Origin of the sequence: Chryseomicrobium aureum, from assembly GCF_016909155.1 — a bacterium.
Classification (GTDB): Bacteria; Bacillota; Bacilli; order Bacillales_A; family Planococcaceae; genus Chryseomicrobium; species Chryseomicrobium aureum.
Genome location: NZ_JAFBFG010000001.1, coordinates 461,787 through 487,388 on the forward strand (window position 1 = coordinate 461,787; position 25,602 = coordinate 487,388).

The window sequence follows — 25,602 nt, forward strand, 5'->3', positions numbered from 1 at the left end:
GAAAACAGATGGGAAAACCTACAGGATTTTTAGAAATCAAACGTGATAAGCCATTTGAAGAGCCTCCAAAAAAACGGGTGCGGCACTTTGGAGAATACGGTGAGCGGTTTACGGACGAACAAATGAAAGCGCAAGGTGCACGATGTATGGACTGTGGCACGCCCTTCTGTCACATGGGTATTGAGATACGTGGTGTGGCAGCAGGATGTCCGATTCAAAACGTGATTCCGGAATGGAACGACTTGGTGTATAAGGGACAGTGGAAAGATGCACTAGATCGTCTCTTAATGACCAATAACTTCCCAGAATTTACGGGTCGTGTATGTCCGGCACCTTGCGAAAGTTCTTGTACACTGGCAATTTCTGAGCCAGCTGTTGCAATTAAAAGCATTGAACGTAGCATTATTGATAAAGGGTTCGAAGAAGGGTGGATCACTCCACGAGTTCCTTCAAATCGAACGGGTAAAAAAATTGCCATTGTCGGTTCAGGACCAGCCGGACTTACAGCAGCCGATGACTTAAATCAAGATGGACATACCGTGACAGTGTTTGAACGAGATAATCGTCCGGGCGGTTTGTTGATGTACGGAATTCCTTCGATGAAACTTGATAAAGATGTGGTGACACGCCGCGTGCAACTGTTGTCAGAAGAAGGTGTGCAATTCATCGTCAACACGGAAATCGGAGTAGATCGTACACTTCATGATTTACGTGAAGAATTTGATGCTGTGATCTTATGTGTGGGTGCGCAGCGTCAACGCGTGTTGCATCTTCCAGGAGATGATGCAACAGGAATTGTTCCGGCTATGACGTATTTAACAAGCACCACAAAGAATCTACTAGATGGTCATAAAGCTGAGATAAATGTCAAAGGAAAACACGTACTCGTAATTGGTGGGGGAGACACTGGAGCAGATTGTGTAGCAACTGCTGTTCGTCAAAATTGCAAATCTGTCGTTCAATTTGGAAAACATCCACGTTTGCCAGATGCACGCGATGAAATGCACATGTGGCCGTCTGATCCAACTATTTTTAAAATGGACTACGCTTATGAAGAAGCACAGGCAGTGAAAGGGCAAGATCCTCGCGAATACTTGATTCAGACGAAAGAAATCGTCAAAGGTGCAAATGGACAAGTAACAGCTCTACGCACTGTGCAAATGGAGAAGGTTGTTGGAGAAGACGGCTTCCATTATTTCCGAGAGCTTCCTGGTACCGAAAAAGAATGGCCGGCAGATATCGTATTTGTAGCGATTGGATTTGAAGGAATCGATCCAGAAGTGGCAGAAGGCACAGATCTTTCAATGTCACGAAACCGTATTAGCGCTTCGAAAGTGGATTATGCAACAAATATTCCGGGTGTATTTACTGCTGGAGACGCACGTCGCGGTCAAAGTTTAGTCGTCTGGGCAATCCGTGAAGGAAAAGAAGCAGCACAAAAAGTAAATCAATATATTTATTCCGTTCAACCCGTCTAAAAGGCGGGTTTTTTTCGATTAATAACTTTCTCCTGCTAGTGAGTTAAAGTTTTTTCTTTCTATTTTGACAAGGAGGTGGCATAATAAAAAGCAGGAGGCGAGTACGATGATTGGCATACTAGATTATGGTGCTGGCAATATGCACAGCGTAGAAAAAGCAATTAAAAAGCTAGGATATCCGTCCATACGAATCGAGGACGGTACATGCACAGAAGAAATTGATCAGTTGATTCTTCCGGGTGTGGGTCACGCGGAACAAGCGATGATTCAACTAGAAGAACGTGGATTAATTCCTTATATTCAACGAAAAGTAGAAGAAGGGACTCCGCTACTTGGAATATGTCTTGGGATGCAGCTACTGCTCGAGAAAAGCGATGAGGGCAATACACGAGGGCTCGGTCTCTTAAAAGGTACGGTACCTTACTTTGATGACACTAAATTGAAAGTCCCTCACATGGGATGGAATGCAGTAAAAGATGCAAAACAGCATTTTCTGCTGAAAGATCTTCCAGAAGCATCCGACTTTTATTTTGTTCACTCCTATTTTGCAGCTCCGACTTCATCAGTCGATATTATCGGATTAACTGACTACGGTGATGAATTTGCGTCTGCTATCGGGAATGACTATGTCATGGGTGTTCAATTCCACCCAGAAAAAAGTGGCGAAGCAGGTTTGAAGCTGCTCGATAATTTCTGTCGCTATGCAAAAAAGAAGGTGACATCATGTTAAAAAAACGAATCGTACCAGCAATCGATGTATTAGATGACAAAGCAGTAAAATACGTTCAGTTCCGGAATCCAACTATTATTGGCGATCCAGCTGAACTTGGTCGTAAATATGCGGAAGATGGTGCAGACGAACTTATCTATTTAGATACGACAGCATCTTTGAAAAACCAAGAACTCAAATATGAGTGGATTCGTCGCGTGGCAGAAGAAGTGTATATTCCATTCTCGGTTATTGGAGGTGTGCGCACAATTGATGACTTCCGTTTATTGCTTAGAGCAGGAGCAGATAAAGTAGGTGTGAATTCAGCTGCCGTCCAACGACCAGAGCTTTTGAATGAGGCTGCCGCAATTTTTGGAAAGCAGTGTGTTGTGCTCGGTCTGGATGCAATGCCGATCATGCGAGAAGATGGCTCCATTGAACGTTGGGAAGTGTACACGCATTCAGGACATGAAAATTCTGGGCGTGATGTAGTGGAGTGGGCGCAAGAAGCGGCAGACCGTGGAGCCGGTGAGATTATCTGCACAAGTATCCATAAAGATGGAATGAAAACAGGGTATGATGTAGAGTTGATTCGACTTCTTTCGGAGAAGGTATCGATTCCAATTATTGCGTCAGGTGGGGCTGGCAAGCTTGAACATATTTCAGAGGTGTTTATAGAAGCGAATGCAGATGCAGCACTTGTTGCTTCCATGATACATTACGGGCATTACACGATTCCGGAAATTAAAGCGCATCTTCGTGAGTATTCCATTCCTGTAAGATAGTTCGTTAATTTAAAACGTATGAAATAAAAAGAAACCAGTCCAACTCTAGCGAGACTGCTAAAGTTGGGCTGGTTTTTACACAAATGCAAGTAGTATGCTTCGGAGGCTTTTTTATGCGCTATTTTTTTGAATAGTTGTAAGCAGCTCTTCTACAAAATCAATTGTTTCCGCCACAGTAAAGTCGTCTCGAAAACCTTCGACGTACTCTAAAGGTAGATTGAGTTCGGCTACTCCTTCGTTTGCATCAAATGTGAATGCAAATTTAAACTCTGGATTTGTCCATTTCGAAAGAAGTACTTCTTCTATAGCCTTCATCTTTGCTTTTGGCACATAAATACCAACGAGCAAATTATAAAATCGGAAAATATCATCAAGTTCTACTACAAAACCTTCTATCTTTAATTCATCATATGTTGGTTTTGCTACATAGATGTAATTTTCGATTTGATCTTTTACTAGAGATAGTGGTCCTGCCAAATCTGACTCAGATAGTGAGCGAATATACTCGTCATTTTCTTTTGTAAATAAATCTTGTTCAATAGCCATAGCTTTCGCCTTCTTTCCATTTTAGTTGTTCGGCTGTTTCATTTAAATCATAGGATGTGAGTTGTTCAATAAAATAAGCAGGTTGTCGTTCTTTATACTCTTGAACCAATTTCAAGAAAAATTTAGGGCTAGCGGGCTGTTCATCATCGTATACAAGTAAAGTACCTTCACTGTTTCGGACGAGAAATTTATCGCGTTCTTGAAATTGCCAAGGTCCCTGATAACCACCACTTGTGAGCGGTTGATAAAAATCAGCTTCAATTCGGAGTTGCTGGAATTCTGCTTGTTTTTCAGGTTTTAGTCGTGCAGTAAAATCGGCAAAAGGTGGTGTGATGGACAATTTAACCGGGAGACCTTCTCGCTTTAAAGATAAAACGACTTCCGCAGCCCAGATTTCAACCCCTTGCTGACCTGAAATCAGTACCCATTCTAAACCTTCTTCTACATACAAGCGTAAGCGATCCTCGAGGGCCGTTTTGATAATTGTGATACCAGGATGTTTCGAGTCGAAAATACCGAGCTCATTCCCTCTATATCCTGTAATGACCAATTTTTTCACCGTATCACCTCATCAATTAGTGTACATCAAATTGGTCATTTCGTGTCACATTTCGAAAGGTTAAGAATAGGATAAAGTGAAAGAGAGGGATTATGTGAGTCAATCTTCACAGTATGTAGCGAACATTGAGAGGTATGTTATGCTCTATGCATAGATGCAGAACGCTTCCTACACAACAAGAAAAAAGGAGTTTCTCGTAACATGAGAAACTCCTTTTTTGTATGGCTAATTATTCTTTCACAACAACCGGCGGTGCATGGTGCCCTGGTTCCGGTACGAAACGCAAAATAATGAATCCGATAATAAATAATACAATCAAACTGAACACACCCATTGAGGAATTCCCCGTAACTTGCGCAGTTACCCCAACTAATAATGGGCCGAGGATTGCAGCAAATCGTCCAAAAATATTGTAGAAACCGAAAAATTCATTTGAATTTTGTTTTGGTACCAATTTCCCGAAGTACGAGCGGGAAAGTGCTTGAATGCCACCTTGAGATGTACCGACAAGCATAGCGAGAATAAAGAAGTCTGTAACAGAATTCATAAAATACGCATACGTACAAACAATTATATATACAAAAATCCCTACATATAGCATATTCTTCTCACCAAATTTACCAGCTAAAAAACCGTACAAGAAAGCAAACGGTGCAGCGATCACTTGCGTAAGAAATAAAATCCCTAATAAAGACGTTGAATCGAGTCCAAGGTCTGTTCCGTATGCTGTCGACATCGCGATAATTGTTCCAACGCCATCAATATAAAAGAAATAGGCCAGTAAAAACAAAAACACAGCGCGGTATTTGCGAATTTCTTTAAATGTTGTAAATAACCGCTTGAAGCTTTGACTCACCGGATTCGGTTCACGCGGTACAAAATGAACCTGTTTCACATTTCTAAAAATCGGAATGGAAAACACGATCCACCAAGCAGCTGTAATAACAAATGCAATTTTACTCGCAGTATCCGCAGCTAAGGGTAATAGTCCGTTTTGACTGGCAACGATTATACCCATTGCGATAATAAATGGGAACAAACTCCCGATGTAACCCATCCCGTAACCTCGAGCAGATACCTTGGCCATCCGTTCATCACTGGTCACATCGACGATAAAACTATCGTAAAAGACGTTTGATCCGGTAGCACCTAAAGCTGCAAATGTATAGACAACGAGAAGCATTAACCAATTTTCAAACGGAACAAGTGCTAATGCAAGTGTGAAAATGACACCGATAGAGAAGAACACACCGAAAAATTTCTTTTTGAGTCCTTCATAGTCTGCGACTGTTCCCATAATGGGTCCAAGTAAAGCTAGGATAGTTGTAAAAATAGCGATTGTATAACCTAAATAAGCTGTAGAATCGGCTCCAGCGATGCCGGCAGCTGTTGCGGATTCTTTGAAATAAATCGGGAATATGGCTGTTGTAATGATGAGTGTGTAGGCAGAAGACGCCCAATCATACATGACCCAGCTTTTCTCTTTCTTCGAATACTTTTTCACAAGACCCCTCCCTTTTTTTCATTGTATCGCATCCACATGAATTTCAGGTAAATTTTCTGAAAAATAAAACCTTATGTTCAATCGTCCGGTATAATAAAAAGAAACGGCAGGTGACGACATGGAATCATTGCGCGCAATTATTGATATCGGATCAAACTCCATTCGATTAGTAGTCTACAGTTATTCATACGAAAAAGGCTTAGAAGAACACCACAATATAAAAACAGTCGCTCGACTAAGTGGCTATTTAGATGACAATGATGTTTTACACGATGAAGGAATTCAACGACTAATCGAGACGCTTCAAAATTTCATATCGTTCTTAAATGACCTCTCTATCACAAAGCCTGTTGTTGCAGCTACGGCAGCCATTCGGCAAGCGTCTAATCAACAGGAGATTTTAGAAAGAGTATTCCAAGAAACAGGGCTACGCATTGACGTATTATCCACTAAACAAGAAGCGTATTATGGGTATCTAGCGGTTGTATTGACGACAAATTGTAAGGATGCATTGACAGTAGATATGGGGGGCGGTAGTACGGAAGTTACTCTTTACCGTAATAAACAACTCATCCATTCTTATAGTTTTCCGTTCGGTGTCGTCACTTTAAAACGAAAATTCATTTCTGGAGACCTCCCTACATTACAAGAGCGAAAAGCAATTAAGTCGTTTGTAGAAAATCAGTTGAAAGAACAACCTTGGATTGCAGAAGAAGGAAAAGGACTTCCGGTCATTTCAATTGGAGGAAGTGCGCGAAACATTGTCCAAATCGATCAAAATCGAAAAAATTATCCCTTATCCGGAACGCATCAATATGAAATGACGGTAGAAGATTTACGTTCTATAGATTATCTGTTGAAAAAAATCTCATTTTCAGAACGTAAAAAGCTTGATGGTCTCTCTTCAGACCGAGCGGATGTTATTGATGGCGCAATTATCACTTTCGAGACATTACTTTCCCATGCAGCAACCTCAACTTTCATGCACAGTCGTAAAGGTTTACGTGAAGGAATCATTATTGAGCAGCTTGAATCAAATAATGAACATACTTTTTTTGTGGATGAAGTCGCATCTAGTGCAATTCGCCATGTTCACGGAAAATTTGCGATCCAACCATCGGAAGATACAGCGCTGATTGACACCTTTCACAAACTACACAATCAATTTGCAGAAGGGGGCTGGATTCAAGAGTGGTCGGATGATCCTGAAATGCTAACCTATGCCTACCAACTGTTCCACTTCGGAAAGCAGGTTGATTTAGAGTCGGCTAGTCAGCATACGTTCTATTTGTTAACGAATAGTACACTAGACGGGTTTACAAATAAACAAAAAGTAAAGTTGGCACTTCTTGCTTCCTATAAAAACAAGCAAACTTTTCAACAGTATATTCAACCGTATCAAGGCATTTTAACTATGCAAGAAATAGAAGAATGTAGAGAAGCTGGTGCACTCCTGCGCTTTGTACATGCCCTTCAAACGACTAAACATTCAAGTGTCCATGATGCAGAACTTGAAGCGGCGGGGGAAGATATTCAGTTAACATTTCAAACACATGGTTCAACGATACTGGAGTCCTATCAAGCAGAGAAAATGAAAAAACATATTGAAAAGCTGATCAATCGAAATGTCAAACTGCGTTTTGAAACGGAGGAACATGCATGACCCAATTCTTGTATGAACATTTTAATAATCGAGAACTCAGTTGGCTTGCCTTCAACGAGCGTGTGTTAGAAGAAGCGGAGGATCCAAAAAACCCTCTATTCGAGCGGTTAAAATTTCTTGCTATCTTCAGTTCAAATTTAGATGAATTTTTTATGGTACGCGTAGCAGGATTACAGGATCAAGTGCGTGTTGGCTTCACAAATAAAGAAGCAAAGTCTGGTCTTACACCTCAAGAACAACTGGACGCAATTGCGAAAAAGACGCAACTTCTCGTAGCAAGACAGATGAAAGTGTACCGTGAACTGATGGAGACTGAACTTCCAAAAGAAGGGCTTCATTTAGTCAGCTATAGTAAGCTAAGCTCAGAGCAAAAAAGAGTAGTGGACTTACAGTTTGATGAAGAAATTTACCCGGTTATCACACCAGTAGCTGTAGATGCCTACCGACCTTTTCCTATACTACTAAGTAAAACGATGAATATTTTAGCGATGATTGAAGATGGGGATGAAGAAGACGCATTGAAAATTGCGATTGTTCAAGTGCCCTCTGTTTTAAAGCGTTTTATTGTAGTGGAAACACAAAAAGATAATCACACAATCGTCTTATTAGAAGATGTCATCATCGGAAACTTATCAAAACTGTTCACTGGCTACACAGTGAAACATGCAAATCCGTTCCGTATTACTAGGAATGCCGATTTAACGATACACGAAGAAGGAGCTCGAGACCTTCTGATTGAAATTGAAAAAGAATTAAAGAAACGGAAATGGGGAGCAGTTAGCCGTCTTGAAGTAAAAGTAAGTGAAATCAAGCAAAAAGTACTGCATTATTTATTGGATGAGCTGGAAATAACTGAAGGTGATGTGTATAAAATAGATGGACCTCTTGATGTCACATTCTTATTTTCATTTACAAACTATTTTGAACAGAGCTACCCTGCGCTTAGTTATCCCGTCTTTATGCCACAACAACCACAAGATCTTCGCCGGGAAGAAGATGTATTTGTCAAAGCGCAAAGTCAAGATCTATTCTTTTTTCACCCGTATGAATCATTCCAATCCATTGTCGATTTCATTGAAAAAGCAGCAGATGATCCATATGTGCTCGCGATAAAACAAACGCTGTATCGTGTCAGTGGGAACTCACCAATTATTAAAGCTTTAAAACGCGCTGCAGAAAATGGGAAACAAGTGACAGTGCTTGTTGAGTTAAAAGCTCGGTTTGATGAAGAAAATAATGTGATTTGGGCAAAAGAGCTTGAAAAAGCAGGTTGCCTTGTTATTTATGGTATGCATAATTTAAAAACACACTCAAAAATCACTTTGATCATTCGTCAAAAACAAGGAAAGATTGAGCAATTCGTTCATCTAGGAACTGGAAACTATAATGATCAGACGGCAAAAATATACACTGATATGAGTATTATTACGACAAATAAAAAGATAGGGGCCGATGCTACAAAGTTTTTTAATTATTTGAGTGGCTATATGGATAGACCGGATTACCAGAAACTAGTCGTCTCGCCATTTGAAATCAAAGATCGTTTTGTGGAATTGATCGATGAAGAAATTGAGTTTCAAAAAACATTTGGAAATGGACATATTAAGCTCAAAATGAATTCTCTAACGGACAAAGATCTTATTGAAAAGTTGTATGTTGCGTCACAAGCTGGAGTAAAAATTGACCTTGTAGTGAGAGGGATTTGCTGTTTACGCCCTGGAATTAAGGGAATTAGTGACACGATTACAGTTACAAGTATTGTAGGAAGATTTTTGGAGCATTCCCGCATTTATTACTTCCATCGAAACGGTGCATCGAAGTTGTTTTTATCTTCTGCTGATATGATGACGCGTAACATGATCAAACGAGTAGAAATCCTTTTCCCCATTTTGTCACCGTCCATAAAGAAGAGAATTCTCTCGATAGTAGACATCGAGTTAAAAGACACAGTAAAAGCTAGAATTCAAAACGCAGAAGGTGTTTACACTTATAAAAAGTCTGATGAAGTCATTCATGCTCAAAATTACTTTATGAATGAAGCAAAGAGAAAACATGAATAATTGATACAGGGGTCTGCTGATAACTCAGCAGACTAGTTTATTGATAAATATTTCGATATACAAATAGTTTGAAAAGCTAACTACTTTAGTGTACGATGGACAGATGGAATTTTAGAAAGAAGGAACCCCTATGAAAAAACCTCCGTACGGAATGATTGCCATCTTATTCATTGGAGCATTTGTTGCTTTTTTGAATAATACACTTCTTAATGTCGCGCTTCCGACAATCATGATTGAATTTGATGTTACTCCGTCCCAAGTCCAGTGGTTGACGACAGGATATATGCTCGTGAATGGGATTTTGATTCCTGCGTCTGCATATTTCATACAAAAATTTAAAAATAAAACGCTATTCATTACAGCGATGAGCTTGTTTTCATTGGGTACATTAATTGCGTGGATTGCACCTGGATTTTGGATCCTAGTTGCAAGTCGAATGATTCAAGCCTGTGGGTCAGCAATCATGATGCCTCTTTTAATGAATGTCATGTTGATTGCATTTCCGATTGAACGCAGAGGGACAGCGATGGGTATATTTGGTCTTGTAATGATTATGGCACCTGCAATTGGCCCGACACTATCTGGATTTATAGTTGAAAACTACAGTTGGCGTGTATTGTTTGCAGTAATATTACCATTTGCTTTGATTCCATTAGTACTTGCCATCTTTAAATTGAAGAACATAACCCCTCAGCGTGAAGTGACACTTGATAAATTTTCTCTTGTATTATCGAGTGTTGGGTTTGGAGGGTTATTATATGGATTTAGTGTAGCTGGAGATGAAGGGTGGACGTCGTGGATCGTAGTAGCAACATTAGGTTTAGGAACAATCGGACTCGTTTGGTTTATTCTTCGACAACTTCGATTGCCTGAGCCTTTATTGGAATTTAGAATTTATAAATATCCAATGTTTGCTCTAGCATCCGCAATATCCATCGTCTTATCAGCAGCGATGTTCTCTGGAATGATTTTAACCCCCCTTTACGTGCAGACGATACGAGGATTCAGTCCTTTAGATTCTGGTTTGTTGATGTTGCCCGGTGCACTAGTTATGGCAGTGATGTCCCCTATTACGGGTCGCCTTTTTGATGCATTCGGCGCTAAGTGGTTAGCAATCAGTGGTCTTTCGATCTCAGCTATCACCACCTTTGCTTTAAGTGGACTGACACTAGATACTAGTTATGCATCTATTATGTTTCTTTATACAATGCGGATGTTTGGGTTTTCCATGATTATGATGCCGGTTATGACAAACGGACTGAATCAACTCGACGCTGTTTTATATCCACATGGTACAGCGATGAACAATACACTGCAGCAAGTATCAGGAGCAATAGGGTCGGCCATCTTCTTAACCATCATGAACGCTCGTATGTCTAAGTGGATTTCAAATGAAATTGCGATACAACGACAGAGTGGGGAATTTCCAGTTGATGAGGGTGCTCAACAAGCTGTTATGGAAGAACTGACCCGGGTGGGGATGCTTGAAGGAATTACATTTTCATTTTTTATTGCAGCGATTGTAACTATTGTCGCATTAGTCTTATCATTCTTTATAAAAAGAGTAGTACCAAAGCGCGAGGCTATATAAAACCTCGTGCTTTTATTTATGTATACTGATATATTCATTAAATTTTCTAATAAAAAAGAAAAATTTATGTAGACGAATGAAAAAGCATCTATTACAATGAAGTTGTTCAAACAAGTAAGACAGTTTTGAATCGTATGAATAGATAAACAATTTAACTGTCAAAATTAGATGGGGGTCATGAAATGAAAAAATCGAAATTTGCTTCCTTGTTCTTAGCTTCAACGATGGTACTTGCAACACTGGCAGCCTGTGGTGACTCAGAAGGCGGCTCGTCAGGTGATGGCGATACGATTAAAATTGGAGCAAACCTTGAGTTGTCAGGTCCTGTAGCTTCTTATGGATCTTCAGAACTTGAAGGGATTGAAATGGCAATTGAAGAAATCAATGCCGATGGCGGAATCGACGGAAAAGAAATTGAACTTACGAAGGTAGATAATAAATCAGATGCAGCTGAGGCAACAAACGCTGCAATTAAGTTGACTGATCAAGATAATGTACTAGCAATCATTGGTGCTGCAACTTCAGGTAATACTGTTGCTCAAGTACAAGTGGCTGCTGACTCTGAAACACCACTTATTACACCATCTGGTACTAGCCCAACAGTTACTGTAGCTGAAGATGGCTCCGTGAATGAATATGCTTTCCGTACATCATTCATTGATCCTTTCCAAGGAACAGTAGCAGCAAACTTTGCAGCGAATGAACTTGGCGTTAAAACGGCAGCTGTATATGCAGATAACTCTTCTGACTATGCTAAAGGTCTAGCGGCATCATTCATTGAAGATTTTGAAGCAGCTGGTGGTACGATCGTTGCACAAGAATCGTATGTAGCAAAAGATACAGACTTCCGCTCAACATTAACTCGCCTAGCTTCAGCAGATGCTGAATTCGTATTTATCCCAGGGTATTACGAAGAAGTAGGTCTAATTGTTAAACAAGCACGTGAACTTGGCATCGATGTACCATTGATGGGTGCTGATGGTTGGGATTCTCCAACAATCGTTGAACTTGCTGGTGCAGAAGCACTGAACAATACGTTCATCATCAATCACTACTCTGCTGAAGATCCAGATGGAAAAGCAAAAGAATTCGCAGATAAATTCGAAGAGAAATATGGAAAGCTTCCAAACTCATTTAACGCTCTTGGGTATGACACTGTGTATCTATTAAAGGATGCAATTGAGCGTGCAGGTGAACTTGATGGAGAGAAAATTAAAGATGCACTTGCTTCTACTGAAGCTTTAGAGCTTGTAACAGGCGCTTACTCAGTTGACGAAAACCACCATCCAGTTAAATCAGCTACGATCTTAGAGTTCGTTGACGGAGTTCAAGTCTTTAATACGAAAGTTAACCCTTAAGGGGTGCGTTATTAGGGGGGAGAACGATTTCCCTCCTTTTTCTTTTGGCTCAACATCAGAGGGGGTTATGCTATGGAAATTATCCAGCAGATTTTAAATGGTATTTCCGTTGGTAGTATCTATGCACTAATTGCACTTGGATACACAATGGTATATGGAATTATCAAATTAATTAACTTTGCACATGGTGACGTATTCATGTTAGGTGCGTTTATCGGTTTTTATGCAATTACTGTCTTTCAATTAAACTTCTTTGTCGCATTGATTTTTTCAATGGCTGTTACGGCATTGATCGGAGTATTGATCGAGCGTATTGCTTACAAACGTTTGCGTAATGCAACTCGTATCGCTGCACTTATTACAGCAATTGGGGTATCACTATTAATCGAGTATGGATTTATTTATATTCGAGGAGCGCAACCTGAAGCCTATCCAGATGTTTTTGGTCGCCAGTCGATTTCAGTTTTTGGGGCAACAATCGATGTAAAAGCACTGCTGATTCTGTCGGTTTCTGTAGTGCTTATGATGCTTCTTCAGTTTATTGTTCATAAAACAAAGACAGGAAAAGCAATGCGTGCAGTCTCTCACGACACGGAAGCCGCGAAATTAATGGGAATCAATGTTGACAATACCATTTCAGCAACTTTCGCAATCGGCTCTGCGCTTGCAGGAGCTGCAGGTGTTATCTTCGGTTTGTATTATACAAAAATCGATCCTTTAATGGGTGTGATTCCAGGACTTAAAGCTTTCGTAGCGGCTGTTCTAGGTGGTATTGGAATTATTCCTGGGGCGATGGTCGGTGGATTAATATTAGGTTTAGTCGAAACATTTGTAAGTGCCATCGGGCTTTCATTGTGGCGAGATGCAGCTGCTTTTATTATTCTAATTTTAATTTTAATTTTCCGCCCATCAGGGATCTTCGGAAAAAATTCAAGAGAGAAAGTGTAGGTGGACAAAATGAAAAAACATTCACGTGCGTTTTGGCCACTACTAATTGGAGCTCTTGTCTTTTACGGTATTGTTCAAGGTCTCATCATGGCTGGCATGTTAAATACGTATTATACAAACACATTGATTTTCATTTCGATTAATATCATTCTTGCTGTAAGTTTGCATCTTGTTATTGGAATTACTGGCCAGTTCTCGATTGGCCACGCAGGTTTCATGGCAGTCGGTGCCTATTTATCAGCAATTGTGACGATGAAGTTTGATTTGCCTTTTATAGTGGCGATTGTTGTCGGAGGTCTAGTAGCAGCTCTTGCGGGTTTAATTGTAGGGATTCCAAGTCTTCGTTTACGCGGGGATTATCTTGCAATTGCAACGCTTGGATTCGCTGAAATTATTCGGATCATTTTCCTGAATATCGATTATGTCGGCGGAGCAGCTGGAATGCAAGTGAGTAAAATGACAGACTGGACATACACATTCTTCTTTATGTTGATTACTATTTTAGTAATAGTAAACTTTACACGTTCACGTCATGGAATCGCTGCACTGTCTATTCGGGAAGATGAGATTGCTTCCGATGCGATGGGAATCAATACGACGTACTATAAAGTAGCTGCATTTGTTATCGGGTCGTTCTTTGCAGGAGTTGCTGGAGCATTGTTCGCACATAACTTCTACATCGTATTGCCTTCACAATTCGGGTTCTTAAAGTCTGTAGATATTTTGATTTTAGTAGTACTAGGTGGGCTTGGTAGTTTATCAGGCGCAATCATCTCGGCCATCTTCTTAACACTTGTTTCAACATTCCTTCAAGGGTACCCAGAAACACGTATGATCATTTATAGTTTGGTACTGATAATTGTCATGCTATACCGCCCACAAGGATTGATGGGCACTAAAGAAATCACGGATTATTTCCGGGGCTGGACATCAAAAGGAGGGAAAGGCAATGGAAAAGACACCACTACTTGAAGTCAAACAAGCGGGCATCCAATTTGGTGGACTAAAAGCCGTTCAAAATCTTAACATTTCCCTCTATCCAGGAGAACTAGTCGGTCTGATTGGACCCAATGGTGCGGGGAAGACGACAAGTTTTAACTTATTAACGGGTGTTTATGTTCCGACTGAGGGTGATGTGTTCTTCCAGGGCAAGCGCATCAACGGACTTGCCCCTTATAAAGTGACGCAGTCAGGAATCAGTCGCACATTCCAAAATATTCGCTTATTCCGAGATATGACGGTTTTAGACAATGTGAAAGTGGCATATCATGCACTCGCAAAGCATACGATGCTTGCATCCATTCTCCGTTTACCATCCCATTTTGCTGGGGAACGTAAGATGGAGGAAGATGCGATTGAATTTCTAAAAATATTCCGTTTGGAAAAATACAAAGATGAGCTTGCGAAAAATCTACCATATGGCCAGCAGCGCCGTTTGGAAATTGCACGTGCACTAGCTGCTAATCCAAAACTTTTACTTCTCGATGAGCCAGCAGCGGGAATGAACCCTCAAGAAACACACGACTTAATGGAACTCATCGCATTTATTCGTCAAAAGTTCGATTTAACAATTTTATTAATCGAGCATGATATGAATCTCGTAATGGGTGTCTGTGAACGCATTTATGTATTAGATCACGGTCAACTTCTAGCAGAAGGTCCGCCAGAAGTGATTCGTAACGATCCGAAAGTTATTGAAGCGTATTTGGGTGAGGAGGTAACAGAATGACAATGCTCGAAGTGAAAAACATCGATGTGTACTATGGGAATATTCAAGCTTTGAAAGATGTCTCTGTTACAGTAAATGAAGGTGAAATTGTATCCCTTATCGGTGCAAACGGGGCAGGAAAGAGTACACTTTTAAAAACTTTATCTGGTCTACTGAAGCCTAAGAGTGGAGGAATCACTTTCCTTGGAAATTCGATTGCTGGTAAAGCGGCACAAGGAATTGTAAAATCCGGCATCTCACATGTTCCAGAAGGACGACGCGTATTTGCAAATTTGACTGTAGAAGAAAATCTTGAACTGGGCGCATTTCTTCGCAAAGATAAAAAAGCGATTGCGGAAGATATGAAAAAGGTATATGATACGTTTCCACGCCTTCTTGAACGGCGCAAACAGATGTCCGGGACCTTGTCTGGGGGAGAGCAACAGATGCTTGCTATGGGTCGCGCCATCATGGCGAAGCCAAAGTTACTACTATTGGATGAGCCTTCGATGGGACTTGCCCCTTTAATGGTAAAGACAATCTTTGAAGTCATTAAAGACATTAACGTTCAAGGAACGACTGTACTTTTAGTGGAACAAAATGCACATATGGCTCTATCGATTGCACACCGAGGGTATGTAATAGAAACAGGTAAAGTTGTATTGTCTGGCTCTGCCCAGGAATTGCAGTCTTCCGAAGAAATTCGAAAAGCGTATCTTGGTGGCCATTAAAAAAATCGCTCACACATCATTGTGTGGGCGATTTTTTTTTAAGTAAATATCGGATTCCTTCGATGATTACACCAAGAACTAATCCTAGAGCAGTAAAAATAAACAGGGAAAGCAAACCTGCGAGTTCTCCAAATTCACCTTGTGTAAATAAGAAGCTACGGAACATTTCAATAAATCCGATAGCGAGACCTACTACGAAGACAATAAATCCGACTTTTAGACCTAAAAATGCAAGTGCACCCGAGAACAGACCTGCAGCTAGTCCATACGCAATAATCGTTACGATATTGGAAGTTGCAAGTTCTTGATCTAAAATCACACCTACACCGAACAACAATAAAAAAAGAGTGATCGACATGACAATCACACCGAGTATTTTATAATTGGCTGTCATTTCATTTCCCCACTTTCATATTTCAAGTATACTAGTAAAAAAGAAAGGATGTAAACGGATGCGACATACTTTTCACCAAGCACTTCATTGGAATTCAAAACGCAATACAATAGGACAAGTGACGATTGCGAACTACACGCATGACTTTTCGATTCCAGCATCATTGGATGGTCCAGGACAAGGGACTAACCCAGACGAGCTTTTACTCAGCTCTGCAGCTGGATGCTATATCATGACACTCGGTGCGATGTTTGAGAGAAGTAACATCGAGGACGCTCACATTGAGTTAAAGTCCGAACTACTAGTTGAAGTCGATGCAGGTACATATAAAGTAAGTGAGCTTCACCATTACCCAACCATTTCTTACGTAAATCTTGAGAAGAGAAAACTCATCGAGCGCCTGGTTCACAAAGCTGATGAAAGATGCATGATCAGTAATGCTCTAAAAGGTAACGTTAAAATCACCATACACCCAACATTCAAGGAGGTAGCTCGTGAAGACAGTATTTTATAATGCTCAATTTTTTACGATGGAAAGTGAAACTGAGTCAGTAGAGGCCGTTTTAGTAGAAGGCGGAACGATTATTCAGACAGGTTCGTTCGAACAATTGAAAGCGCTCGCAGACAAGCAAATCTCTCTAGATGGAAACGTCGTATACCCTGGCTTTATTGATAGTCATATGCATTTGATTGGTCATGGTCAAAAAATTTTATCAGCAGACCTTTCAGAATGCCGTTCAATTCGTGAGATTTTAGATGTAGTTGGTGAGGCACATCCGGTTTCCGGTTGGATAGTTTTAGAAGGTTGGAATGACAATACATTAATGGATAACCGTGCACCGATTTCAGCAGATTTAGATGCACTTTTCCCGGATATCCCGGTAGTTTTAAAACGAATTTGTCGCCATGGGTTGGTTGCGAATTCTAAAGCTATGGAACTTGCAGGTATCACGCATTCTGTTGAAGAGGTTGCAGGGGGAGTGATTGGCCGCGATGAACAAACGAATGAATTAAATGGTCTGTTCTATGATGAAGCACAATCTCTCGTCACGAATGCAATTCCGGAGTTAACCGTTGAAGATTTAACGACAATTATTCAAAAGAGTATTCAAGACTTACATAAACTTGGTCTCACAGGTGGTCATTCGGAAGATATGGCGTATTATGGACCGTATACCAATCCATTGCATGCATACCGAAAAGGGCTGAATGAATCATTTCGAGTACACTTACTAAGGCATCACCATGTATTTGCAGATATGACCCATGAAACAGGAGATGACTTCCTGTCATTCGGATGTATGAAGATTTTTATGGACGGGTCTCTAGGCGGCCGCACAGCTTGGTTGAGCAACCCATATAGCGATAGTGAGGATACTCACGGTGTCGCTATTCATACAAAAGAAGAATTAATCGAGATGGTTAAGCTAGCTCGTCAACATGAAGCTGGCATTGCAGTCCATGTGATTGGTGACCGAGCAACTGAAGAAATTGTTGAACTGCTTGAGCAATTTCCTGCCCCTCAACAGGCGCTTGACCGTTTGATTCATGTAAATGTGCTCTCAGAACATTTAATCAAACGAATTGCAAAGCTACGTGTTATGTGTGATATTCAACCGATGTTTGTCCCTTCTGATTTTCCGTGGGTAAAAGATCGACTAGGAGAAGAACGTCTTACCTATTCGTATGCGTGGCGTACGCTGTTAGACAACTCCATTGGTTTAGCTGGAGGTTCAGACGCACCTATTGAAACTGCAGACCCTCTTCTTGGGATCCAAGCGGCTATTAACAACCCATATTTACCTGATCAAGAATTAACACCTTTTGAAGCGGTGCGTTTATACACGACAAACGCAGCAGAAATCGCGATGCAGGAAGCACGATTCGGAAAGATTGCCCCAGGATTTGAAGCAGATTTCACAGTCGTTTCCGACGAAATAACAAAAGAGTCGATCGTTCATTGCACAATTGAAGCGACAATTGTAAATGGAGAATTGGTTTACAGAAAGGAATTGTAATATGTGTTCTCTAGGAATAGATGCAGGGGGAACCTTGGTCAAGATTGCCTATTGGCAAAAAGACGAGATTGAGACCATTAATTTCCCTGCAACTCGTTTTGATTTAGTTAAAGAATGGATTGGCAAATCTAACGAGAAGCTTCAAATATGTATGACTGGCGGAAGAGCGAAACAACTTGAGACATATTTAGGATCTGAAAACTACCACTATGTTGTGGAGTTTGATGCAACCGTACAAGGTGTTCTTTACCAGTTAAAAAAACAAAACTTACAAATAGAAAAAACCATCATTACAAACATTGGAACTGGAACGTCTATCCATTATTTATCTGGCACCACACACGAAAGGTTAGCTGGAACTGGGATCGGAGGAGGGACTTTGCTTGGCCTAAGTAAAATCCTGATTGGAACTGATCAGTTCGAAGAAATCGTGAAAAAGAGTGAGCAAGGTTCTCGAAAATGGATCGATGTCCGCGTAGAGGACATTTATCAAAACAACCAGCTTCCTATCAAAGGTTCACTGACAGCAAGTAATTTCGGAGCTCTATTAACAGCTGAACAAGGCGTAAATGATGAAAATGACTACGTGGCCGGGATACAAGGAATGATAGGTGAAGTGATTTCTTCACTTGCCATTCAAGCTGCCGATACAAAAGGGTGTACCGATATTATTTACATCGGTACGACTTTAGAAGAGAATGAAATGCTCCAAAATGTTATAGCGTCCTATACAATTTTAAAGGAAAAGAACCCCCTGTTTTTGCCTCAACATGGCTATAGTGGGGCAATTGGAGCTCTTTTGACAATTTGATCATTCTATTTGCATTCTCTCCCAGCTCATGGTATATTGTAATAGAATTATTTTTGTTCGGAGCGTTAGTAGGTGGCAACACTTTTACTATAGTGTTGAGCAAGGATAGTAACAAAAGTGCACACACAGTGCATGAGGAGGATACACACATGGAACAAGGTAAAGTAAAATGGTTTAACTCAGAAAAAGGATTCGGATTCATCGAGCGCGAAGGCGGAGACGACGTATTCGTTCACTTCTCAGCTATCCAAGGCGAAGGTTTCAAAACTCTTGACGAAGGTCAAGACGTAACTTTCGAAATCGAGCAAGGTCAACGTGGCCTGCAAGCTACTAACGTAGTTAAAGCTTAATTCTAAACTTTCAAAGGACCTCTTCGGGGGTCTTTTTTTATGTCTAGATGTGGAGCCGACTGGTCAGAAATTGTGCAAGAAGCCAGCGTGAGCTGTGAAGCGCATTTTGTTTCATAGATTGCGATGGCTTCTTGCGGGATTTCTAGGAGGAGGAACTCGATTCCGCTCTATATATGGAAACCGCCACTCTGGATTTGTACCCTGAGCGGCCATTTTTATGCCCTACGAAGATGTTTTTGTGCCTCGATTGGTCCGTTTTGTGCCCTCAAAACCGCCATTTGTGCCCTGAGTCATGTTATGGAAACTAATTCCTAGCGAGCCCACAGATATTTAACGCACTTCTCAGCTTTCACTTCCTCAAAGCCTCCGTCGCCATTCGATGCGCCGCCCGGTTCTCTTTGTCTGGAATCCATTTTACAAAGTACATCGGAATGCCATCAAGTAACGAATAAATTTCATCCAAAATCGGTTTAAATGTAGGGTTTTTCGTGTAATTACGTTCAACTGCATCAGCCACGATTTTAGAATCGACTCGAATCGATAAAATATCAGGCTGGAGAGGGAGGACGTGTCGAATTCCTTCTCGCAGTGCAATGAATTCAGCTTCGTGATTTGAGCATACGCCAATCTTCTCTGCGTGGTATCCTTCGCTTCCGTTCCCTTTCCAAAATACCCCTATGGCACTTTCTCCTGGGTTTCCACGCGTAGCTGCATCTGTGTACAATTCAATCATTCTCTAGTTCCTTCCCTTGCAACTGACTTCAAAAAACGATTATACTACTACAATAGATAAGGTGGGATAAACGTGTTAACACAACAAATTACAAATGAAATAGATCGTTTGCTTTCTGTCTACTGTGAAGAATGTCCAATTAAACACGATCTTCGTTCACGACAAGGAAAAACAGCGGCACATCAATTTTGTATTTCCGGCTGTTCTGTAGGAAAACAATTGAAAGAAATCGGACAAAAACTATATCAAAACACATAAAAAAACCCGCGCAAGTATGCGAGGGAGAAGATTGTCTATTCATCTAGGATCACATGAACATCTGCTGCCTGTGGTCCACGATTTCCTTCTACAGTACGATAATGCACTTTTTGACCTTCTTCTAACGTACGAAATCCTTCACCATGGATACCTGTAAAATGAACAAATACATCTTCACCATCGTTTGACTCAATAAATCCGTAGCCTTTTTCTGCATTAAACCATTTTACTTGTCCTTGTTGCATTGTACGGGGACCCCCTTCGTTAGAAAAATCAGATAATTACTAGCTAAACTATACAGGATTCGACCTCATCCGTCAATTTGAAAGGGGAACACACCATGTGGAGTGAATTACGTCCTTACTTAGTGGACTATTATAATCAGTTTGATGCAAGCCACGACATGGCCCATATAGACCGGGTCTATGAAAATGCTAGGCGTATACTTGAAAATTACAAAGAAGCGAACCACCGAATTGTTACGCTTGCAGTAGGGTTACATGATGTTGAAGATAAAAAATATAAAAATGATAGAAGTGCAGATTTCATGCAATCTATCTTTACAACGTTTTCTGTGACAGAAGAAGAACAGAAAATCATCCGCACACTCATTGACCAAGTTTCCTTTAGTGGCGGGTTAACAGCAACTTCATTAGAAGCGAAGATTGTGCAAGACGCTGACCGTATAGATGCTATTGGGGCAATCGGCATAGCACGTACATTTGCATTTGGTGGTGCGAAAGATCGCAGTCTATACAATCACAAAGAAGTTGAGGAAGTAGTATCTGGTGCTAAAATTGACAACGGTTCATCCGTTACTCACTTCTATGAAAAGTTATTGAAGCTAAAAGATAAAATGAATACAGAAAAAGCAAAAGAGATTGCCGAGGAACGTCACCGATTTATGGAAGCGTTTCTTGAGCAACTTTACAACGAATTAGGAGAATCTCCATGTCGCAATTAATTATTCAAAACTTAACAAAAACGGTTGGAGAAAAGACCCTCTTCAAAAACATTGAATTTACAATCACAAAAGGTGAAAAGATTGGTCTCGTTGGAAAAAATGGTAGTGGGAAGTCTACACTACTGCAAATCATTGAAGGTTCTATTGATGCTGATTCATTACATAAAGACCATCCGAATCACTATTCAATTAGCTATCTAGCTCAAGCACCGGATCTAGATCCTACAAAATCAGTCCTAGAAACGATGTTTATCAGTGACTTAGCCATCGTAGCACTTAATAGAAACTACGAACGTATTCGTAAGCAAGCTGAACAAGAACCAAACAACATGAAATTCGTAGAAGAGCTTGTTTCCATTCAAGAGAAAATGGAAGACGGCGGTTGGGATCTCAATACGGCAGCAAAACAAGCGCTTACGAAGCTCGGGATTACAGACTTCGAAAAACCTGTTGGTCAATTATCTGGTGGCCAACAAAAACGGGTTGCCTTAGCTCGGGCATTAATTGAACCACATGATTTACTTTTACTTGATGAGCCTACGAACCATTTAGATGTTGAATCGACGATTGCGTTAGAGGATCTAGTGAAAGCGTATGACGGTGCTGTTTTGTTTGTAACGCACGACCGTCTGTTTCTTGATGCAGTGTCCACTACAATTTACGAAATCGATCAGCTGACGGTTTATAGCTATAAAGGCAATTACGAGCAATTCCTTGAAAGCAAAGCGATTCGCTATGAGCAACAACAAGCAGAACAATCCAAACTTCAAAATCTATATCGGAATGAACTCAAATGGGTTCGGCGCGGGGCCAAGGCTCGGACGACGAAACAAAAGGCACGACTAGATCGTTTTGAAGACATTAAAGATCGTGCTTTACTAAAAAACAACGAACAAGATTTCGATGTCAATCTTGCAACGAGCCGACTTGGCAAAAAAGTAATGGAAGGTCATGCACTTGGAATGGCGTTTGAAGACAAACGACTTTTTGATGATTTTTCATTCATTCTTCAAAATAAAGACCGTATTGGGATTGTCGGAGAAAATGGCGCAGGTAAGACTACGTTATTGTCCATAATAGCGGGAATTATACAACCTACTAGTGGAACTCTAGAAGTCGGGCAAACCGTTCGAATTGGATACTTTAGTCAAGAGCTTCCGAAGTTTGATGAGAATCAACGGGTGCTCCATTATATTACAGAAGATTCAAACTCTATTGAAACTTCTAGTGGCGAACGTCTAAGTGCCGTTCAAATGTTAGAGCGCTTTTTATTTCCGACATCTATGCACGGGACACCGATTTATAAATTATCCGGTGGCGAGAAAAAACGCTTATATTTACTCAAACTTTTGATACAGCAACAAAACGTATTAATTTTAGATGAACCGACAAATGATTTAGACTTAGATACTTTAGCGGTACTTGAGGATTATTTGGACAGCTTTGCTGGTGTTGTATTGGTAGTCTCACATGACCGTTACTTCATTGACCGCGTAACGACAAAATTATGGGCGCTTGAAAATCAAGCAGTAGTAGTGACACTAGACAGCTTTGCAGAATACTTGGAACAAAAACGTGAACTGGCGAAAATAGAGAAACAAGTCGTTACACCAAAACAAGTGGCTGAAGAGCCAAAACCAAAAAAGAAACGCATGAGTTATCAAGAAAAGAAAGAGTGGGAAACGATTGAAGATCAGATTGCATTTCTTGAAGAAAAAATCGCTGCCAGTCAATCTATCATCGATTCCGCGGGCTCTGATTACGAAAAAATCCGCGTAGCATCCATTGATTTAGAAGCGAATGAGGCTTTGCTTGAAGAAAAGATGGAACGGTGGGCATATTTAGAAGAAATGGCTTCATCATGATACACTACTTACAGAAGGAGTGATTCTATGAAAATCATCACAATCGAGCCAACACCAAGTCCGAACTCCATGAAAATTGTTGTGGACCAGGAATTGGCATTCGGAACTAGCCATAACTATAGAGAAGGTCAACTCGACGATGCTCCAGAAATCATTGCATCACTGTTTTCTTTAGAAGGAATTAAAGGGATTTATCATGTGGCTGACTTTATGGCAGTAGAAAAACATCCAAAAGCGAGTTGGGATACACTTGTCCCTCAAATCGAACAAGTATTTGGGAAGGAACAAGTCTCAGAGACGCAAACGGAATCTGCTACAGATTCATTCGGTGAAGTGCGTGTGCACGTGCAAGATTATCATGGCATTCCACTTCAAGTGAAAGTGTTTGATTCACAAAATGAACAGCGCTTTGCACTTCCAGACCGCTTTATGGAAACATTTAATCAACGGATTCAAGACGACGAGAATTATATCTTGCAGAGAAAATGGATAGACTATGGCGTACGATACGGGGAGTTCGAAGAAATTGCAAACCAAGTGATTGCTGAACTCGATGCTGCTTTTACGACAGAAAGACTCACACAACTCAGCTCTCCAGAATCCAGTGCGGAAACAGAGTGGAAGAATACGCGCCATCCTGTTAGCCTTGAAGACTTTCAACATCCAGACTGGGAAGTCCGCTATCAATTACTTGACCGCTTGACTCATCCGACTCTTGATGATTTGCCGCTTCTCGCACTTGCTTTAAAAGATGAAAAGGTATCCATTCGCCGCTTGGCAGTTATTTATCTTGGTATTTTGGAAGATAAGATGGTCATTCCACATTTGACAATTGCGTTACATGATAAAAATGCTTCCATTCGTCGTACAGCAGGAGATACGATGAGCGACCTTGGGTACGAAGAGTTTGCACAAGCAATGGCCGAGGCTTTAGCAGATAAAAATAAATTAGTTCGCTGGCGTGCTGCGATGTTCTTCTACGAAGTAGGTACTAAAGAACATATCGACGTACTGAAAAAAGCACAAGATGATTCTGAATATGAAGTACGTCTTCAAGTGAAGATGGCTTTAGCTCGAATCGAGCAGGGAGAAGAAGCAAAAGGCTCTGTTTGGAAGCAAATGAATATGGCACGTGCAATTAAGGAGGACTAAACATGAATGCTTATGAAGAATATATGAAACAAATTGTTGCACCAATGCGCCAAGAACTCGTTGGACATGGTTTTAAAGAATTGACAACAGAAGATGCTGTGAGGGAACATATGCAAACTGCTGAAGGGTTATCACTTGTTGTCATCAACTCTGTTTGTGGGTGCGCAGCAGGTCTTGCACGTCCTGCAGCCATTGAGGCTGTAGAGACAACAACAGCGAAACCCGATCACTTAGTAACGGTGTTTGCTGGACAAGATCAAGAAGCAACGGAAACTATGCGCGGTTACTTTGAAGATGTACCTCCGAGTTCGCCGTCGATGGCATTTTGGAAAGATGGCAAACTTGCGTATTTCATTCCGCGTGAACAGATTGAGAACTTTCCAAAAGAAGCGATTGTCGATCACATTCAAGGTGTGCTTGAGCAATTACAAGGTCAATGAATGTAGCAGTCACTACTTCATTAAAACTGAAGCAGGATGAACAACAAATGGCCATGCAATTTGCCCATTTTCATGCGATGGATTTTCTACCTAGAAACGGAAAGTCTCTGAAAAACTATTTTGAGCCCTACGATATTGTCTATATTTACACGTCTACAGGTATTGAGGCGGTCAAACCTACTGGAGAGAGGTATAAATACCATCCAGGAACGGCAATGTTTCGGTATAAGCGATGGATCGCTGGAGAACAAGAACCTTTGCTTCGTGCGCTAAATCTAGTGAAAGGTGATTCATTTTTGGATTGCACGATAGGTTTCGGAGCGGATGCACTGATGGCGAGTGTGGATCTTGGGGATTCAGGAATCATCGTCGGACTTGAAAAATCAGAAGTCCTTGCGTTTCTCATGAAAGTAAGTCAACAATTCACTAACTTTGAAAGTGAAGAGCTGCAACAAGCGTTCAGGCGTATAGAAATTGTACAGCAAGATGCTGTAGACTATCTGCGGAATCAACCGGATAACTCATTTGATGTCGTGTACATGGATCCACTGTTTGAGACTGCTATTGAAGAGTCGACTAACTTTACAACGCATAAGCAATTTGCAGTACGTGATCAGCTGACGGATGAATGGGTCAGGGAGGCAATTCGAGTGTGCCGAAAACGAGCGGTCATTAAAGCACATTATACGAGTGAACTGTTTGAAAAATATGGTTTTCACCAATTGAAAAGAAAAAGCGCAAAATTTCATTTTGGCGTTCGTAACAAAAAAGACCTATGCGAGTAATAATCGCGTAGGTCTTTTTCAATCAATGCGTGAAATTTAATGAAGTTAAGTATCCAAGTAATAATAAATATCCGATACCAATCGCAAGTCCTAAGCTCATGAGATAATCTCTCCTTTAGAATAAAAGTGTTTTTGTTACATGTCATTGTTTCTTATTGTACAATGAAATCAGAAAAGAATGAAGCCTTAGTC

At 40.7% G+C, this 25,602-nt stretch carries 27 protein-coding genes; 21 read left to right on the plus strand and 6 right to left on the minus strand.

What is annotated here, in order from left to right; translation table 11 throughout:
- Positions 1-8 precede the first annotated feature (8 nt).
- The 3 genes from JOD03_RS02365 (at position 9) to hisF (ending at position 2,972) form a co-directional block, all read left to right on the plus strand.
- Positions 9-1,478, plus strand: a complete 1,470-nt coding sequence (locus tag JOD03_RS02365) for a glutamate synthase subunit beta (protein WP_204589202.1) — start codon at positions 9-11, stop codon at positions 1,476-1,478.
- Between the two features lie 106 nt (positions 1,479-1,584).
- Positions 1,585-2,208: an imidazole glycerol phosphate synthase subunit HisH gene (gene hisH / locus JOD03_RS02370; RefSeq protein ID WP_204589203.1), complete on the plus strand. Its 624-nt coding sequence runs from the start codon at positions 1,585-1,587 to the stop codon at positions 2,206-2,208.
- Positions 2,202-2,972 (plus strand): imidazole glycerol phosphate synthase subunit HisF, encoded by a 771-nt coding sequence (hisF, locus tag JOD03_RS02375; protein ID WP_204589204.1) that lies wholly within the window; start codon positions 2,202-2,204, stop codon positions 2,970-2,972. Before hisH ends, hisF begins: the two co-directional genes overlap by 7 nt.
- 111 nt (positions 2,973-3,083) lie before the next feature.
- On the opposite strand, the gene JOD03_RS02380 is transcribed toward hisF, so the two are convergent.
- The 3 genes from JOD03_RS02380 to JOD03_RS02390 form a co-directional block, all read right to left on the minus strand.
- Positions 3,084-3,518 (minus strand): hypothetical protein, encoded by a 435-nt coding sequence (locus JOD03_RS02380; protein ID WP_204589205.1) that lies wholly within the window; start codon positions 3,516-3,518, stop codon positions 3,084-3,086.
- Positions 3,508-4,077, minus strand: coding sequence for an SLOG family protein (locus JOD03_RS02385; protein ID WP_204589206.1), 570 nt, complete (start codon positions 4,075-4,077; stop codon positions 3,508-3,510). Before JOD03_RS02385 ends, JOD03_RS02380 begins: the two co-directional genes overlap by 11 nt.
- Before the next feature lie 229 nt (positions 4,078-4,306).
- Positions 4,307-5,581: an MFS transporter gene (locus JOD03_RS02390; protein ID WP_204589207.1), complete on the minus strand. Its 1,275-nt coding sequence runs from the start codon at positions 5,579-5,581 to the stop codon at positions 4,307-4,309.
- Between the two features lie 118 nt (positions 5,582-5,699).
- On the opposite strand from JOD03_RS02390, the gene JOD03_RS02395 reads away from it, so the two are divergent.
- The 8 genes from JOD03_RS02395 to JOD03_RS02430 all read left to right on the plus strand — a co-directional run bounded on the left by JOD03_RS02395 (position 5,700) and on the right by JOD03_RS02430 (position 15,640).
- Positions 5,700-7,244 (plus strand): Ppx/GppA family phosphatase, encoded by a 1,545-nt coding sequence (locus tag JOD03_RS02395; protein ID WP_204589208.1) that lies wholly within the window; start codon positions 5,700-5,702, stop codon positions 7,242-7,244.
- Positions 7,241-9,304, plus strand: coding sequence for an RNA degradosome polyphosphate kinase (locus JOD03_RS02400; RefSeq protein WP_204589209.1), 2,064 nt, complete (start codon positions 7,241-7,243; stop codon positions 9,302-9,304). The genes JOD03_RS02395 and JOD03_RS02400 overlap by 4 nt, the downstream gene beginning before the upstream one ends.
- Positions 9,305-9,434: 130 nt before the next feature.
- A complete protein-coding gene (locus JOD03_RS02405) occupies positions 9,435-10,895 on the plus strand; it encodes a DHA2 family efflux MFS transporter permease subunit (protein ID WP_204589210.1) in 1,461 nt (486 codons plus the stop codon).
- Between the two features lie 182 nt (positions 10,896-11,077).
- Positions 11,078-12,253 (plus strand): ABC transporter substrate-binding protein, encoded by a 1,176-nt coding sequence (locus JOD03_RS02410; protein ID WP_204589211.1) that lies wholly within the window; start codon positions 11,078-11,080, stop codon positions 12,251-12,253.
- Between the two features lie 72 nt (positions 12,254-12,325).
- On the plus strand, positions 12,326-13,201 hold the full coding sequence (locus JOD03_RS02415; protein WP_204589212.1) for a branched-chain amino acid ABC transporter permease: 876 nt from the start codon (positions 12,326-12,328) through the stop codon (positions 13,199-13,201).
- Positions 13,202-13,210: 9 nt separating this feature from the next.
- The gene (locus JOD03_RS02420; protein ID WP_204589213.1) at positions 13,211-14,173 is read left to right on the plus strand and encodes a branched-chain amino acid ABC transporter permease; all 963 of its coding nucleotides are present in this window, start codon (positions 13,211-13,213) and stop codon (positions 14,171-14,173) included.
- Complete coding sequence (locus JOD03_RS02425; protein ID WP_204589214.1) at positions 14,151-14,930, plus strand: ABC transporter ATP-binding protein; 780 nt, start codon at positions 14,151-14,153, stop codon at positions 14,928-14,930. The genes JOD03_RS02420 and JOD03_RS02425 overlap by 23 nt, the downstream gene beginning before the upstream one ends.
- Before the next feature lie 2 nt (positions 14,931-14,932).
- On the plus strand, positions 14,933-15,640 hold the full coding sequence (locus JOD03_RS02430; RefSeq protein ID WP_204589378.1) for an ABC transporter ATP-binding protein: 708 nt from the start codon (positions 14,933-14,935) through the stop codon (positions 15,638-15,640).
- 16 nt (positions 15,641-15,656) lie between these two features.
- Here the strand turns inward: JOD03_RS02430 and JOD03_RS02435 are convergent, their stop codons facing one another.
- Positions 15,657-16,034 carry a hypothetical protein gene (locus JOD03_RS02435; protein WP_204589215.1) on the minus strand — a complete coding sequence of 126 codons (378 nt, stop codon included), beginning with the start codon at positions 16,032-16,034 and terminating at the stop codon, positions 15,657-15,659.
- 58 nt (positions 16,035-16,092) lie between these two features.
- Here JOD03_RS02435 and JOD03_RS02440 point away from each other — a divergent pair, with 58 nt between their 5' ends.
- From JOD03_RS02440 to JOD03_RS02455, 4 genes are all read left to right on the plus strand, one after another.
- On the plus strand, positions 16,093-16,548 hold the full coding sequence (locus JOD03_RS02440; protein ID WP_204589216.1) for an OsmC family protein: 456 nt from the start codon (positions 16,093-16,095) through the stop codon (positions 16,546-16,548).
- Complete coding sequence (locus JOD03_RS02445; protein WP_204589217.1) at positions 16,529-18,052, plus strand: amidohydrolase family protein; 1,524 nt, start codon at positions 16,529-16,531, stop codon at positions 18,050-18,052. The genes JOD03_RS02440 and JOD03_RS02445 overlap by 20 nt, the downstream gene beginning before the upstream one ends.
- Before the next feature lies 1 nt (position 18,053).
- Positions 18,054-18,863, plus strand: coding sequence for a type II pantothenate kinase (gene coaW / locus JOD03_RS02450; RefSeq protein WP_204589218.1), 810 nt, complete (start codon positions 18,054-18,056; stop codon positions 18,861-18,863).
- 149 nt (positions 18,864-19,012) lie between these two features.
- Positions 19,013-19,213: a cold-shock protein gene (locus JOD03_RS02455; RefSeq protein ID WP_100352564.1), complete on the plus strand. Its 201-nt coding sequence runs from the start codon at positions 19,013-19,015 to the stop codon at positions 19,211-19,213.
- Between the two features lie 349 nt (positions 19,214-19,562).
- Here the strand turns inward: JOD03_RS02455 and JOD03_RS02460 are convergent, their stop codons facing one another.
- The gene (locus JOD03_RS02460) at positions 19,563-19,946 is read right to left on the minus strand and encodes a ribonuclease HI family protein (protein ID WP_204589219.1); all 384 of its coding nucleotides are present in this window, start codon (positions 19,944-19,946) and stop codon (positions 19,563-19,565) included.
- Between the two features lie 72 nt (positions 19,947-20,018).
- On the opposite strand from JOD03_RS02460, the gene JOD03_RS02465 reads away from it, so the two are divergent.
- Positions 20,019-20,204, plus strand: coding sequence for a zinc-finger domain-containing protein (locus JOD03_RS02465; RefSeq protein WP_392456528.1), 186 nt, complete (start codon positions 20,019-20,021; stop codon positions 20,202-20,204).
- Between the two features lie 35 nt (positions 20,205-20,239).
- On the opposite strand, the gene JOD03_RS02470 is transcribed toward JOD03_RS02465, so the two are convergent.
- Positions 20,240-20,449 carry a cold-shock protein gene (locus JOD03_RS02470; RefSeq protein WP_204589220.1) on the minus strand — a complete coding sequence of 70 codons (210 nt, stop codon included), beginning with the start codon at positions 20,447-20,449 and terminating at the stop codon, positions 20,240-20,242.
- A gap of 95 nt (positions 20,450-20,544) precedes the next feature.
- On the opposite strand from JOD03_RS02470, the gene JOD03_RS02475 reads away from it, so the two are divergent.
- The 5 genes from JOD03_RS02475 to JOD03_RS02495 are packed head-to-tail and all read left to right on the plus strand — an operon-like array spanning position 20,545 to position 25,410.
- Positions 20,545-21,168: an HD domain-containing protein gene (locus JOD03_RS02475; protein ID WP_204589221.1), complete on the plus strand. Its 624-nt coding sequence runs from the start codon at positions 20,545-20,547 to the stop codon at positions 21,166-21,168.
- Positions 21,156-23,033: an ABC-F family ATP-binding cassette domain-containing protein gene (locus JOD03_RS02480; RefSeq protein WP_204589222.1), complete on the plus strand. Its 1,878-nt coding sequence runs from the start codon at positions 21,156-21,158 to the stop codon at positions 23,031-23,033. The genes JOD03_RS02475 and JOD03_RS02480 overlap by 13 nt, the downstream gene beginning before the upstream one ends.
- A gap of 27 nt (positions 23,034-23,060) precedes the next feature.
- Positions 23,061-24,185: a conserved virulence factor C family protein gene (locus JOD03_RS02485; RefSeq protein ID WP_204589223.1), complete on the plus strand. Its 1,125-nt coding sequence runs from the start codon at positions 23,061-23,063 to the stop codon at positions 24,183-24,185.
- A gap of 2 nt (positions 24,186-24,187) precedes the next feature.
- Positions 24,188-24,625, plus strand: a complete 438-nt coding sequence (locus JOD03_RS02490; protein ID WP_204589224.1) for a BrxA/BrxB family bacilliredoxin — start codon at positions 24,188-24,190, stop codon at positions 24,623-24,625.
- 47 nt (positions 24,626-24,672) lie between these two features.
- Positions 24,673-25,410, plus strand: a complete 738-nt coding sequence (locus JOD03_RS02495; protein WP_204589225.1) for a class I SAM-dependent methyltransferase — start codon at positions 24,673-24,675, stop codon at positions 25,408-25,410.
- Positions 25,411-25,602 lie beyond the last annotated feature (192 nt).